A 13,921-nucleotide genomic window follows, 5' to 3' on the forward strand; every position below is an offset into this window, starting at 1 on the left:
CTCAGGCCCGCAGCGCCTGCTGCGTGCAGAAGCGCGCGAAATCCTCGGCCGAAAGCGGCATCGAGAACAGATAGCCCTGCAGCACGTCACAGCCCAGATCGCGCAGGATATCAGCCTGCGCCCGGGTCTCGACCCCTTCGGCGACAGTCGCAATGCCCAGGGTCTCGGCAATCTCGACAATGGCGCGCACGAGGTTCTTTGAGCGTGGATCCCGCGCGACCGGAGCCACGATGCGCTGGTCGATCTTCAGCGCGGAGGGGGCAATCTGCATCAGACCGATGATCGAGGCATGACCGGAGCCGAAATCGTCGATCTCGATATCGATGCCGCAATCGCGGATCGCATCAAGATGGAAGCGAAACACCTCGCTTTCCTCTTCGACCAGGATCGACTCAAGCAGTTCGAAAGTCACCTTGGTCTCGCCCTCGGCAATGGCGCGGGCCGCGCGCACCACATCGGGATCATGCATCCGCCCCGCGGACACGTTGAAGCTGATCTTCGGCACATGCAGCCCCTGCGCGCGCCAGAAGGCCAGCGCCTCGCCCGATTTCTCCATCATCACCCGGTCGATCTCTGGCACCAGGCGCAGCTGCTGCGCCACATGCATGAAGGCATCGGGCGCCAGCAAACCGCGTTCGGGGTGGCGCCAGCGCAACAGGGTTTCCACCCCCATCAGGTCGCCGAGAACCGATCCCACCTGCGACTGGAAGAAGGGAACGAATTCGCCGCGTTCGAGCCCCTCCTGAATTTCGCCTGCCAGTTTGCGGTCGAACAGGATGTTCTGGTGCAGCTCGGGGGTAAAGAATTCCATCCGGTTCCGCCCGCCCTCTTTCGCGCGATAGAGCGCGGCATCGGCGAAAAGCTGGATCTCGGTGCCCATGGCGGCGATATCCTCGGTCTCGGCAACGCCGAAGGAGGCGCCGAACCGGCATTGCCGCCCCTCGAACATCAGCGGCTCGGACAGGCGAGCCTGCATCCGTTCGACCACCTCCCGGGCATGATTGCCAGACTGACCCGGCGACAGGATGATCGAGAACTCATCGCCGCCAATCCGCGCCGCGAAATCGCCGCCGCGCAGCTCCGTGCGCAGCACATCGGCGACGCGTTGCAGCACCATGTCCCCGGCCTCATGGCCGAGCGTGTCGTTGACATGCTTGAAGTGATCCAGATCGACGCGGATGAGCACGCATTCCTTCGGCCCGCCCGCCGCCGCACCGGCAATGCGCCTTGCCAGCACACCATCATAGCTGCGCCGGTTCGGCAGCCCGGTCAGACCATCATGCAGCGCCTGCCGTTCGTTCTCGGCACGCATGCTTTCGGCCAACTGATGCGCCTCGCGCAATTCCGCCTCGCGCGCGACATCGGCAGTCACGTCATGCAACGCCCCGGTCCAGACGACGGACCCGTCGGGCTGGGCCTTGGGCGTGGCAGAATTTGCCAGCCAGATATCACCCCGGGTCGGATGGCGAACCCGGAAGCGCTGGTTCCACAGCTCAAGATTGGTCGCCTTTTCCCCTTTCGGGGTCATGAATTCCGGCAGATCTTCGGGATGAACATTGATGAAAAGATCATCGACCGCCGCCGCCCGGGCAAAGACACCGAAACCGACGCCCAGAAGATCCTCCAGATATGGGCTCGCATAGGGGAAGCTGGCCGTTCCATCCGCGGCACGGCGGAATTCGTAAAGCCCGACCGGCGCGATCGAGGCGATCGAGGCAAGACGTTCATGCACCTGATGCATTGCCTCGGCGACCTGTTCCTCGCGGCGTTTGGCTTCGATCCGCTCGGTCACGTCCATCGCATTGCCATACCAGATGATGGTGCCGTCTTCCTGCGGGAAGGGGCTGGCCGAGACATGCAACCAGCGCAGGCCACGATCCTGATGGTTGATCCGGTGCAGGATCTCGAATCGGGTCAGGGTTTCGACCGAATGCATCACCGCCGCCTGAACCTGCTGGATGTCCTCGGCGGGGATATGAGTGAAGACGCTCGCCCCATCGGCCTCAAGATCCTCGCGCGAGACGCCAAGAAGCTCCGGCAGGGCCGCGGACACGAAGTTGAACTTGAAATGGCCGTCGGGCTGGCGCTGCCATTCGAAGATCGCACCGGGCGAATTCTCGGCCATCGTCACCATGCGGTCATGCGCCCGGCGGACCTCTTCGGCAGAGCGTTCGGCCTCCCGTGTCATGCGCATCTGCTCGGTGATGTCGAAGACGTTGCCAAACCACAGCGTCGCCCCGTCCGGCTGGTTGAAGGGCAGCGCCGAAACGGCAAGCCAGCAGCGACCGCGTTCCGGGTGATCGACCGGCAACCGATGTTCGAAGGGGGTGCCGTTTTGGCGCGAGTCTTCGATCCAGGAAAAGATCTGCGGCATCACGGACTGCGGCATGTGGGTGAAGACATTCACGCCATTCGCCACGATTTCGTCCGGCTCGACGCCCAGCATCTTCGGCAATTTGGCGCTGAAATAAGGCATGTCGATCGAACCGTCGACGTTCCGGCGATATTCAAAAAGCGCCCCCGGCGCGTTGTCGGCGAGGGTATCCAGACGGGCGCGCGCCTTGTTGGCCTTTTCGGCGGCTTCCGCAAGACGCTGTTCGGTTTCCTTCGACGGATCAATGCAGATGATCGCGCCGGCCAGCAAATAGGGCAACCCCTGGGCCGAACGATCGACACGCCGCGCAATCGCGCGATACCAGTGATAGCTGCCATCGGCATATCGGCACCGATGCTCATGGGCATAGATGTCGATCAGACCCGCCTTGAGCTTTTCCATCTCGACCACCGCTTCGGGCAGATCGTCCGGATGGATCAGCCCGCGCCACCCCGCATCGGTCGAGGGGAAAGCCCCGGGCGCATAGCCGAACAGCCGATAGGTCTCGTCCGGGGTCCAGCCCTCGCCCAGATCTGGGCAGACGCTGAAATGCCCGACCCCCGCGCACAGGCCCGAGGTGCGCAGCAATTCCCCCCGCTCCTCGGCCCGATCGCGCAGCTTCTGTGCCTCGGCCAGCGCCGCAGACAGCTGCCGCTCGATCGCCTTGGCATCGTCGATCCGGGTAAAGCCACCGCTGACAAGGAACGGCAACCCACGATCCGAGCGGTCGATCTTGCGCGCGGCGGTGCGATACCAGTGATAGCTGCCATCCTTGTGGCGCAGCCGATGCTCAGAGGTGAACACTGTCGCGCGGTCGAAAATCAGATCCTCCATCTTGGCGATGGCCGCAGGCAGGTCGTCAGGATGGAACAAGCTGCGCCAACCGGCGTCATCGGGAATGAAATCCCCCGGCTCGTAGCCCATCTGACGGTAGCATTCGTCGGGCATCCAGGCCTCGCCCTGCTCGCCGCAGATCGACCAGACCCCGGTCTCGCCGCAGATCAGCGCGGTGGTCAGCGTGTCAGCGGTAGCCTGCGCGGCACTGCGGGCGGCCTGCGCCTCGGCCAGAGCGTCGGCCAGCTGTGCCTCGTGGGCCTTGCGCTCGCTGATGTCGGTCAGGCTGCCACAGATCAGTGTGGGCAAGCCCTCTTCGGCCCGGTCGATCAGCCGCCCGCGCGAGGTGATCCAGGCCCAGCTGCCATCGGCGCGTTTGAGCCGAAAGTCATGGCAGAAAGCCTCGATCTCGCCCGCCATCAGCGCGTGATATTCCGCCGTTACCCGGGGCAGATCCTCGGGATGGATCAGGCTGTGCAGGATCGGCAAATCGATCTGAAAGTCGGCAGGATAGCCCAGCATCGTGGACAGATGCGGGCCGATCCGCCCCACCCCGCGCGCGGGAAACCGATACCACGGCACCAAATTGCTGTTCTCGGTCGAAATCCGCAGGATATCTGCGCGCTCAAGCGCACGGTCACGCACGACATCGAAATCCTTGCGCGCGACCGCGGCCGTGCAGCGCAATGCCCCGGGCATCACGCCACTGTCCTTGCCAAGCCGCGGCACCGCTTCCAGGATCTGCAGCACCCAGAGCGGCTCGGGCTCCGTGCCAGCGATGGGCCAGATCGTGACATCGGCACAGGGCGGGGTTTCGGCGTCGCTGTCCAGATCCACCCGGAATCGATGCGACATCCCGGTGCCCGCCGCGCGACAGGCTTCAACGATCCGGGTGAGGCGGGCGCCAAGCGCGCAAGGCAGCACATCGGCCAACGGGCGATAGGCCATTTCCGGCCCGAAATCGCCGTCGCCAAAGCAGCGATGCGCCTCGGAATTGGCCCAAAGCACCTGCGCAGCGGCAGACAGGACAAAAGCTGCGCCGGGAAACCCGTCAAGCATGATGCGCAGCTGCGCCAGATCCCCAGACATGGATGCCTCGTCGAAGTCTTTCCAGCCCGGATAATTCAACCGAATAGATTAAAGATAGACTTCGAAAACTTCGAATTCGAAGCTAAAGCGCATTTTTCGCAAAGCGTCTGGATCAGGGGAGAAGCGCTTTTTCCATCTCGCGGTGCGGGATGCCGGCGTCGTCATAGACCGGGCCGCAGACACAGAATCCAAGGCTTTCGTAAAAGGGCATCGCCTGCACCTGCGCCCCAAGCGTCACGCGGGCACAGCCGAGCGCCGCAAGCCGCGTGCAGCCCTCGCGGATCAGCGCCTTGCCAAGCCCGGTGCCGCGCGCCGCGCGATCCACGCAGACGCGGCCGATCTTGCCCGTCGCGCCCTCGACGAAAAGCCGCGCCGTGCCAAGGGGCGTCTCGCCTTCCAGCGCCAGCAGATGGATCGCCTGCGCGTCGAGATCGTCCCATTCCTCGGCCTCGGACACGCCCTGTTCCTCGATGAAAACCGCGCGGCGCAGCGCATGGACGGCGGTCAGATCGGTGGTCTCGAGGATCTTCATGCGAAATAATCGCGCAGGCAGCGGGCGTAGATCGCTTTCAGCCGGGTGATCTGTTCGACCTCGATCCGCTCGTCGACCTGATGCATGGTCTTGCCGACCAGACCGAATTCGAGCACCGGGCAATGGTTCTTGACGAAGCGCGCATCCGACGTGCCGCCCGAGGTGGAAAGCACCGGGACGAGGCCGGTTTCCGACACCACCGCGCGGCTCACCATCGCCACGAACTCGCCGGGCGGGGTCAGGAAGCTTTCGCCTGAAACCTCGGTGCAAAGCGTCACGCTTGTGCCGGTTTCGGCTTCGATTTCCGCAATCAGGCCGCGCGCCCAGGCTTCGATCTTGCCCGAGCTATGGGCATCGTTGAAGCGGATGTTCACCGTCGCCCGCGCCTTCGCCGGGATCACATTGTTCGCCGGGTTGCCACAATCGATCGTGGTGATCTGCAACGTCGAGGCCTCGAAATGCTCGGTGCCTCGGTCAAGCGGCTCCGCCGTCATCCGGCCCAGCAGATCAACCAGCGCATGCAGCGGGTTTTTCGCCCGGTGCGGATAGGCGGAATGGCCCTGCACCCCCTCGACCTCGATATAGAAGGTCATCGAGCCGCGACGGCCGATCTTCATCATGTCGCCCAGCCGCTCGGGGCAGGTCGGCTCGCCCACCAGACAGACCGACATCGCCTCGCCTTCGGCCTTCATCCAGTCGAGCAGCGCGACGGTGCCATCCTTGCCCGGGCCCTCCTCGTCGCCGGTGATGGTCAGGATAATGGCGCCCTCGGGCGGGGTCGTGGTGACGAAATCGACGGCGGCGGCGACAAAGGCCGCGACGCCGGATTTCATGTCGGTGGCGCCGCGCCCCCACAGAACCCCGTTGATCACCGCGCCGGAAAACGGGTCCTGCGTCCAGGCGGCCGCATCGCCCACCGGCACGACATCGGTATGGCCATTGAAGCCGAAGGTCTTCACCCCCTTCGCCCCCCAGCGCGCAAAGAGGTTCGGCGTGCCGTTGCGATCCACCCGCGTGCAGGCGAAGCCCGCCGCCGACAGCACCCGTTCCAGCAACACCAGCGCGCCGCCATCGACGGGCGTGACAGAGGGGCAGCGGATCAGATCGGCAGTCAGTTGAACGGGGTCGAGGGTCATCGGTGGCTCCTGTGCGATGCCTTGGATTAGCCCCGCTTTCCCCCCCGTGCAACCACGGGTGTTGCCCCTCGGTCACCTCCGTCTCGATCACCCGGCATCACGGAAATTTTCGTTTCCAAGCAGAGTAAAGCTGACTTACGGTTGAAGAAAATCAAGACGACCCGAGGCAGGGCACACGAGCAGGGCAGAATCGCCCACCCCCAATGCGGCCGGATGGCCGAGACGGACGGGAGTTTCCCGGCTCGATGATGTTTTGCCCGCAGGTGAATGGGGCAAGAGATGGCGTTTGGCAGAGTTATGGGACTGGATCCCTCGGTGACCGCGGTGCAGATCGCGCGGTCTATTTTCGGCGAGGGTCCGATGGTTTCGGCGCTGCGCGAGCGCATGGGGCCGGTGAAGGATCTGGAACCGCTGGTCGAGCGCCCGAAGCTGCACGAAGGTTTCGTCGCGGGCACGCGCATTTCGACGCTCGCCGGTCTGCGCCGGGTCGAGACGCTGAAAGCCGGTGACATGGTCGAAACGCAGGATGCCGGTGCGCAGCCGATCCTGCGCATCGAGCGGATGCGCCTGCCCGCGCTGCGGGCGCAGGCGCCGATCCGCTTTGCCGCCGGGGCGCATGGCGCCGAACGCGAAGTGCTGGTTGCCCCGAACCAGCGCGTTCTGGTGCGGGACCCGGTTCTGGAAGTGCTGTTTGGCGAGGCCGAAGTTCTGGTCGCCGCGCGCACCCTCGTCGATGGCGAGATGGTCTCGCGGGTGCCCGGCGGCGCGGTGGACTATGTCCGCATCGTCTTCGACGCCTCGCACATGATCTTTGCCGAAGGGATGGCGGTGGAATGCTTCCGCCCCGGTCCGCGCCCGGCCGCGGGCGAAACGCAACCCGTCACCGCCGAACCGGGGGCGCCGCGGATGCTGCGCACCCAGGAGTCGCAGATGATGCGAAAGCTGGTGATCTGAGGGGGCGATGATGCTGGAACATGGTTGGTTTGCGGCGCATCTGCCCGGTCGCGGGCCGGTGCGGCTTTCGGAACGCGCTTTGCCCGCGCTTCTGGGCCGGGGCAGCCTGATGCTCGAATTCGCGCTGATGCAGGGCGAGACCGGGCCGTTGCCGCTTCTGCATCTGGGCGATCAGACCGGCTGGACCTGGTTCCTGTCGATCTCGCTCGATGCGCAGGGGGTGCTGAACCTCGTGCAACGGCAAGGTGCGGCGGTGCAGGCGCTGACACTGGATATCTCGGACGATTGTCAGGCGGGCGGGCGGATGCGGCTGTGCTTCAGCTGGGACTGCAAGCTTGATGAAACCCGGCTGACGCTGGAAGCGATCGACGGCGGGCAGCTGCGCCAGCGTGTGGGTCAAGGCGCGATGGCGCTATCGCGTGCTGAACTGTCCGCGCTCGCCGAGGGCCGCAGCCCGGCGCAGATCGGGCCGCGGGTCGAATGGCTGGCCTTTGGCAGCCACATCCAGCCGGTCGGGCCGAGCGCCTGTTTCGCGCCCTCGACCCCGATCGCGACGCCCGACGGCGAACGCCCCGCGGCCAGCCTCAAGGCCGGGGATCTGGTGATGACCGTCGATGCCGGGCCGCAACCGCTGTTGTGGTCGGGCCGGATCGCCCTGCCCGCGCTTGGCAGCCTGCGCCCGGTGCGGCTCTGCGCGCCCTCTTTCGGGGAAACCCGCGATCTGTGGCTTTCGCCGCAACATCGGGTGGCGATGCGCGGCACGGCGGTCGAATACCTCTTCGGCGAAGACGAAGTTCTGGTGCCGGTGCATCATCTGGTGGACGGGGTCAGCGCCCAGCAACCCGACCGGCCCTGCGTGCTGACCTGGCACGGGCTGCTGCTGCAAGGCCATCATCTGCTGATCGCCGACGGTTGCCACATCGAAAGCCTGAGCATCGGGCGTCTCGCCCGCAATCCGGCGCTGGCGCGGACCACCTGTCTTGCCGCTCTCGTCGCGCGGATGGATCTGCCGGTGCATGCTTTCCCCGCCCGTCGCACGCTTGCCCCCTATGAGGCGCAAGCGCTGGCGGCCGAGCGACGGCAGCGGCGCAGCACCGTGGCGGCCTGAGGAACGCAATTTCGCCACGACACATTCGGTCTTGTCCTGCGCTATCCGCGAATTATTATTGCGCTGCAGTTGCAAAATGCCTAAGCAGGCTGCGACTGCAGAAAACCGCCGAATCCCGGCGTCGATGGGGCTGACATGACCGATACGATCCTTCTTGCCGACCTGCTTGCGCTGACCGAAGCGACGCTTCCCGAGATCGCCGCCCTGACCGCCGAGGCGACCGGGGCGCTGAAGGCGAAAGTGAGCCGCGGCGGCAAGGTCTCGAATGCCGCGCTGGAAGAGGACCAGTTCACCGCCCATGCGCTGGCTTGGCTTGCGACCTACAATCAGTCGCTGATCCAGCTGCGCGGCTGGGCCGGACGGGTGGCAGAAGCGGGTGCTTTCGGGCGGATGGAAAGCCTGATCCTGCAGATCGGCTTTGGCGAATATCTGAACCAGATCGCTGGCGGCATCCCGATGAGCCAGATCGAAACCGCGCGCCTGTCCGACCTTGGCGTGAGCTGGACGCCGTCCGAGGCCGCCCGCACGCTGATGAGCAAGGGCAACACCGATGCGGCGCGAATGGCGCTGGTGGCCTGCATGCAGGACAACCAAGGCCGTGCGCTGTTCGGGGTCTCGGGGCTCGATGAAGAGCTCGAGATGATCCGCGAGCAATTCCACCGCTATGCCGAGGAACGGGTGATCCCGAACGCCCACGAATGGCACCTCAAGGACGCGCTGATCCCGATGGAGATCATCGAGGAACTGGCGGAGCTCGGCGTGTTTGGCCTGACGATCCCCGAGGAATACGGCGGGCTTGGCCTCTCGAAAGCCTCGATGGTCGTGGTGACCGAGGAACTCTCGCGCGGCTATATCGGCGTCGGCTCGCTGGGCACGCGCTCGGAAATCGCGGCGGAGCTGATCCTCTGCGGTGGCACCGAGGAGCAGAAACAGAAATGGCTGCCCGGCCTTGCTTCGGGGCAGATCCTGTCGACCGCGGTTTTCACCGAACCGAACACCGGTTCGGACCTTGGCTCCTTGCGCACCCGCGCGGTGAAGGATGGCGACGACTGGGTGATCACCGGCAACAAGACCTGGATCACCCACGCCCAACGCACCCATGTGATGACGCTTCTGGCGCGGACCGAGCCCGACACGACCGACTGGCGCGGCCTGTCGATGTTCCTTGCCGAAAAGACCCCGGGCACCGACGAGAACCCCTTCCCCACCCCCGGCATGACCGGCGGCGAAATCGAGGTGCTGGGATATCGCGGCATGAAGGAATACGAGCTCGGCTTCGACGGCTTCCGGGTGAAGGGCGAGAACCTGCTCGGCGGCGAGACAGGCCGCGGCTTCAAGCAACTGATGGAGACCTTTGAATCGGCGCGCATCCAGACCGCCGCCCGCGCCGTCGGCGTGGCGCAGGCCGCCTGCGAAATCGGCATGCGCTATGCTATCGACCGCAAGCAATTCGGCAAGTCGCTGATCGAGTTCCCCCGCGTCGGCGGCAAGCTCGCCATGATGGCGGTCGAAATCATGATCGCGCGGCAGCTGACCTATTTCTCGGCCTGGGAAAAGGATCACGGACATCGCTGCGACGTCGAAGCCGGGATGGCGAAACTGCTCGGTGCCCGCGTCGCCTGGGCGGCCTCGGACAATGCGCTGCAGATCCACGGCGGCAACGGCTTCGCGCTGGAATACACGATCTCGCGCATCCTGTGCGACGCCCGCATCCTCAATATCTTCGAGGGCGCGGCGGAAATTCAGGCGCAGGTGATCGCCCGCCGGCTGCTGGGCTGAGCGCGTTTCGAAACGGTGACGCGGGGCCTTCGGGCCCCGTTTTCTTCAGGAGTGCCCGATGATCCGCGACGCCAGCCCCGACGATGCGCAAGCGATCGCCACGATCTACAATGACGCCGTGCGCACGACGACGGCGATCTGGAACGAGGTCGAGGTGAATGCGCTCAACCGCATCGAATGGATGGAGGCCCGGCAGAAGGCGGGCTTCCCGGTGCTGGTGCTGGAGGAAGGGGCAAAGGTCGTCGGTTATGCGAGCTACGGCCCGTTCCGCGCCTTTGACGGCTATCGCGGCACGGTCGAGCATTCGGTCTATGTCCGCGCCGATCTGCGCGGCGGCGGGCGCGGCGCGGCGCTGCTCAAAGCGCTGATCTACCGCGCCCAGGCGCAGGGGCTGCATGTGATGGTCGCGGCAATCGAGGCCGAAAACCGCGCCTCGATCGTGCTGCACCAACGGCTCGGCTTCACCGCCGTGGGGCTGATGCCGCAGGTCGGGCAGAAATTCGGCCGCTGGCTCGATCTGCTGTTCCTGCAACTGAAGCTGGACGAGCGGCCTCAGCCCTGACGGGCGATCGCCTCGATCAGACGGCGACGGGCCTCGGGCAGGGCCTTGCGGCTGTGCTCCTCGGCGAAGCGGGTCAGGAAATGGCCGGTAAGCCGCAATCCCTGCGCGATCTCCGTCCAGGTTGCGGGCCCCTGCCCCAAAAGGCACAAAGGCAAGGGCAGCAGTTTCGGCGCCCAGTCGCCCGCGCCCTGACGGCTGACGGCGCGGCCCGAGCGCGGCGAGACAAAGGCCAGATCGTCGCGCGAGCCGGTGACGGCGCAGCGGCTCAGATCGAGGCCGAAGCCGAGGTCTTCAAGCAGCGCCATTTCCCAGATCAGGTAATCGACCACCCAGCCCTCGGCCGCCTGTCCGATGACGGTGAAGAGCGGCTCGGTGGCGGCGTAAAGACGCGGATGCGGCGCGCGTTCGGCCAGCACGAAGGAGAGCAGCGCGCAGACGGAATTCAGCCCCATCAGCGCAAGCCGATCCGAAAGCGCGCCCGCGCGCGAGGCGAGCGGTTCGACGGTGAAGCTGCCCAGATGGTCCTCGAGCCGCGCCCGCCAGCTCAGCGCCACATGCGAGCCGGGCATCAGCACCGCCGCCATCTTGCGCGAGGCGCCACCGCGCACGACGCCCAGATGGCGGCCATGGGTGGCCGTGAACACCTCGACAATCGCCGAGCTTTCGCCCTGCGGGCGGGTCGAAAGGATGGTGCCGCTGTCTTGCCAGTCCATGGTGCCCGTGACGCAGGCCGGGGGGCTGTCTGCCCCCCGGAACCCCCCGAGGATATTTGAGGCAAGATGAAAGGGAAAGCCGGGGTCAGTCTTTCAGGCCGTCTTCGTCCAGAAGCGTGCGGCCGTGGCGGGCTTCGAGTTCGATCACCCAAAGGTCCGGGTCGAAGCTGCGCTGCTTGCGGATGCTTTGATCGACCTCGGCCTCGGGGCCTTCGGTGAGCACCGTCCAGATGTCGCAATCGGCCTCGTAATCAAAGGTGCGGGTGTAGAGCTTCGCCAGCCCGTCGAGCGTCGCGCATTTGATCATCACGGCGCCGGAGTCAGGCTGACCCCGCGCCGCGACATAGGCGGGAATGTTGTTCAGTTCCAGCCGCTTGAGATAGGCACGCACCCAAAGTTCGGCACGCAGACGCGGTTGCATCCTCAGTCGCCGTCCTTGAAGTCGAGCCCCATTTCCGTGTAGCGCTCGGCCTCTTCCTGCCAGTTCTCGCGCAGCTTCACCTGCAGGAAGAGATGGATCGGGCGGCCCATGAACTCGGCCATTTCGGCGCGCGCGGCGGTGGAGATCGCCTTGATCGTCTCGCCGCCCTTGCCCAGGACGATGCCCTTGTGACCGTCGCGGCTGACGTAGATGATCTGGTCGATCCGGGCCGATCCGTCGGGCTTTTCTTCCCAGCGTTCGGTCTCGACCGTCAGCTGATAGGGCAGTTCCTCGTGCAGGCGTAAGGTCAGTTTCTCGCGGGTGATTTCCGCCGCGATCATCCGCATCGGCAGATCGGCGATCTGATCCTCGGGGTAGAACCACGGACCCGCGGGCATTTGCGACGCAAGCCAGTCGCGCAGGTCATCGACGCCATAGCCCTTTTCGGCCGAGATCATGAAGGTCTTGGCAAAGGGGAAGGCGCCGTTCATTTCCTCGGCCAAGGCCAGCAGGCGCTCGGCCTTGACCCGGTCGATCTTGTTGATGGCGAGCGCCACCGGCTGCGAGCCCTCGCGCGCCTTCAAGGCCTCGATGATCGCTTTCGCGCCTTCGGTCAGACCGCGATGCGCCTCGATCAGAAGAACGACGATATCGGCATCGGCAGCCCCGCCCCAGGCGGCCGAAACCATCGCGCGGTCAAGCCTGCGGCGCGGGCGGAAGATGCCGGGGGTGTCGACGAAGACAAGCTGCGCCTGCCCCGCCATGCAGACACCGCGGATGCGGGCGCGGGTGGTCTGCACCTTGTGGGTGACGATCGAGACCTTGGCCCCCACCATGCGATTGAGCAGGGTCGATTTCCCGGCATTCGGCTCGCCGATCAGCGCCACGAATCCGGCGTGCGTTTCTTCGGTCATGCGCCTCTCTCCAACCGTTCCAGAAGGGCCTTCGCTGCGGCTTGTTCCGCGTTGCGTTTCGACCCGGCTTTTGCTTCTTCCGTCTCGCCCGAGGCGAGCACCACGGCGATGCGGAATTGCGGCGCGTGGTCGGGGCCGTCGCGCCCCAGTGTTTCGTAGCGCGGCGGCGGCAGGCCGCGGGCCTGCGCCCATTCCTGCAGCGCGGTCTTCGGATCGCGGGCATCGTGATCAACCGCGCTGATCCGCCCGGCCCAAAGTCGCAGCACCAGGGCCCGCGCCACCTCGAACCCGGCATCAAGATAGACGGCGGCAATCACCGCCTCCATCGCGTCGCCCAAGAGCGCTTCCTTGCGCCGCCCGCCCGACATCATTTCCGACCGGCCCAGCTTCAGCACCGCGCCAAGGTCGATGTCGCGGGCGACGGCGGCACAGGTTTCCTTGCGCACGAGCGCGTTGAACCGGGGCGCAAGCTGCCCTTCGGAGGCGCGATCATCGGCGTGAAACAGCGCCTCGGCCATCGAGAGCCCGAGCACGCGATCCCCCAGAAACTCCAGCCGCTGGTTGTCGGGCCGGGTGGGCGAGCCAAGCGAGGAATGCGTCAGCGCCCGAACGAGAAGCTCGGGCGTCGTGAAACGATGCCCGAGCCGGTCCATGAAGGCAGAGAGGTCTGCCGCGACTTTCATTCGATCGCCTTGAAGAAGCGGTCCGCCCGCCAGGTCCAGAAGAAGAACAGCGAATTGCCCGCCGAGGAGAACATCACCCGATCGGCGCGGCCAACAAGATTTTCCGCCGGAACGAAGCCGACGCCGCCGATGCTTTGCGGGAAGCGGCTGTCCTCGGAATTGTCGCGGTTGTCGCCCATCATGAAATACTGCCCTTCGGGCACGACGAAGACCGGGGTATTGTCGGCCCGCGCGCCGTCGAACGTGTTCAGGATCGAGTGACGCACGCCATTCGGCAGCGTTTCAAAGAAGCGCTGCGACTGGCAATCCCCGCCCTCACCCACCGGCTCGTTGCGGCACAGCGGATAGCGCTTTTCCGGGCCCTGCGGCTCGAACACTTCCGAGAAGGTGCCCGCGTCTTCCAGTTTGACCGGGGCGCCGTTGATCTGCAGCACGCCGTTGACGACCTGAATCCGGTCGCCCGGCAGGCCGATCAGGCGCTTGATGAAATCGACGTTCTTGATCGGATGGCGGAACACCACCACGTCACCGCGCTGCGGTTCGCCGCCCAGAATGCGGCCCTCGATCGGGCAAGGCGAGAAGTCGGCGCTGGAGAAGGGGCAGGAATAGCGCGAATAGCCATAGGCCATCTTGTTCACGAAGAGGAAGTCGCCGATCAGCAGCGTATCCTTCATCGAGCCCGACGGGATCCAGAACGGCTGAAAGAACAGCGTGCGGAAGACGCCCGCGATGATAAGTGCCCAGAACAGCGTCCGGGCCATTTCGCCGATGCCGCCTTCGGATTTGCTGGCCATGCTCTGCCTCTTGTTGAAACCAAGCCTT

At 65.3% G+C, this 13,921-nt stretch carries 12 protein-coding genes; 4 read left to right on the forward strand and 8 right to left on the reverse strand.

What is annotated here, in order from left to right; genetic code table 11:
- Nucleotide 1: 1 nt before the first annotated feature.
- The 3 genes from ACTTAI_RS18025 to dapE form a co-directional block, all read right to left on the reverse strand.
- Nucleotides 2-4,297 carry a PAS domain-containing protein gene (locus tag ACTTAI_RS18025; protein WP_444452872.1) on the reverse strand — a complete coding sequence of 1,432 codons (4,296 nt, stop codon included), beginning with the start codon at nucleotides 4,295-4,297 and terminating at the stop codon, nucleotides 2-4.
- A gap of 112 nt (nucleotides 4,298-4,409) precedes the next feature.
- Nucleotides 4,410-4,829 carry a GNAT family N-acetyltransferase gene (locus ACTTAI_RS18030; RefSeq protein ID WP_444452873.1) on the reverse strand — a complete coding sequence of 140 codons (420 nt, stop codon included), beginning with the start codon at nucleotides 4,827-4,829 and terminating at the stop codon, nucleotides 4,410-4,412.
- Nucleotides 4,826-5,965 (reverse strand): succinyl-diaminopimelate desuccinylase, encoded by a 1,140-nt coding sequence (gene dapE / locus ACTTAI_RS18035; RefSeq protein ID WP_444452874.1) that lies wholly within the window; start codon nucleotides 5,963-5,965, stop codon nucleotides 4,826-4,828. Before dapE ends, ACTTAI_RS18030 begins: the two co-directional genes overlap by 4 nt.
- Before the next feature lie 297 nt (nucleotides 5,966-6,262).
- Here dapE and ACTTAI_RS18040 point away from each other — a divergent pair, with 297 nt between their 5' ends.
- From ACTTAI_RS18040 to ACTTAI_RS18055, 4 genes are all read left to right on the forward strand, one after another.
- Nucleotides 6,263-6,919: a Hint domain-containing protein gene (locus ACTTAI_RS18040; protein WP_444452875.1), complete on the forward strand. Its 657-nt coding sequence runs from the start codon at nucleotides 6,263-6,265 to the stop codon at nucleotides 6,917-6,919.
- 10 nt (nucleotides 6,920-6,929) lie between these two features.
- On the forward strand, nucleotides 6,930-8,027 hold the full coding sequence (locus ACTTAI_RS18045; protein ID WP_444452876.1) for a Hint domain-containing protein: 1,098 nt from the start codon (nucleotides 6,930-6,932) through the stop codon (nucleotides 8,025-8,027).
- A gap of 135 nt (nucleotides 8,028-8,162) precedes the next feature.
- Nucleotides 8,163-9,806 carry an acyl-CoA dehydrogenase family protein gene (locus ACTTAI_RS18050; RefSeq protein ID WP_444452877.1) on the forward strand — a complete coding sequence of 548 codons (1,644 nt, stop codon included), beginning with the start codon at nucleotides 8,163-8,165 and terminating at the stop codon, nucleotides 9,804-9,806.
- A gap of 58 nt (nucleotides 9,807-9,864) precedes the next feature.
- Nucleotides 9,865-10,368 carry a GNAT family N-acetyltransferase gene (locus ACTTAI_RS18055; RefSeq protein WP_110806795.1) on the forward strand — a complete coding sequence of 168 codons (504 nt, stop codon included), beginning with the start codon at nucleotides 9,865-9,867 and terminating at the stop codon, nucleotides 10,366-10,368.
- Here ACTTAI_RS18055 and recO read toward each other — a convergent pair.
- The 5 genes from recO to lepB all read right to left on the reverse strand — a co-directional run bounded on the left by recO (nucleotide 10,359) and on the right by lepB (nucleotide 13,893).
- The gene (gene recO / locus ACTTAI_RS18060) at nucleotides 10,359-11,081 is read right to left on the reverse strand and encodes a DNA repair protein RecO (protein ID WP_444452878.1); all 723 of its coding nucleotides are present in this window, start codon (nucleotides 11,079-11,081) and stop codon (nucleotides 10,359-10,361) included. The two genes, ACTTAI_RS18055 and recO, sit on opposite strands and share 10 nt — an antisense overlap.
- A gap of 85 nt (nucleotides 11,082-11,166) precedes the next feature.
- Nucleotides 11,167-11,502 (reverse strand): DUF1491 family protein, encoded by a 336-nt coding sequence (locus ACTTAI_RS18065; RefSeq protein ID WP_444452879.1) that lies wholly within the window; start codon nucleotides 11,500-11,502, stop codon nucleotides 11,167-11,169.
- Between the two features lie 2 nt (nucleotides 11,503-11,504).
- Nucleotides 11,505-12,416 (reverse strand): GTPase Era, encoded by a 912-nt coding sequence (gene era, locus ACTTAI_RS18070; protein WP_110806798.1) that lies wholly within the window; start codon nucleotides 12,414-12,416, stop codon nucleotides 11,505-11,507.
- Nucleotides 12,413-13,099, reverse strand: a complete 687-nt coding sequence (gene rnc, locus ACTTAI_RS18075; protein ID WP_444452880.1) for a ribonuclease III — start codon at nucleotides 13,097-13,099, stop codon at nucleotides 12,413-12,415. Before rnc ends, era begins: the two co-directional genes overlap by 4 nt.
- Entirely contained in the window at nucleotides 13,096-13,893 is a 798-nt protein-coding gene (gene lepB, locus ACTTAI_RS18080) for a signal peptidase I (RefSeq protein WP_444452881.1), read from the reverse strand. Before lepB ends, rnc begins: the two co-directional genes overlap by 4 nt.
- Between the last annotated feature and the right edge of the window lie 28 nt (nucleotides 13,894-13,921).

This window comes from Rhodobacter capsulatus (assembly GCF_052363175.1).
GTDB lineage: Bacteria > Pseudomonadota > Alphaproteobacteria > Rhodobacterales > Rhodobacteraceae > Rhodobacter > Rhodobacter capsulatus_D.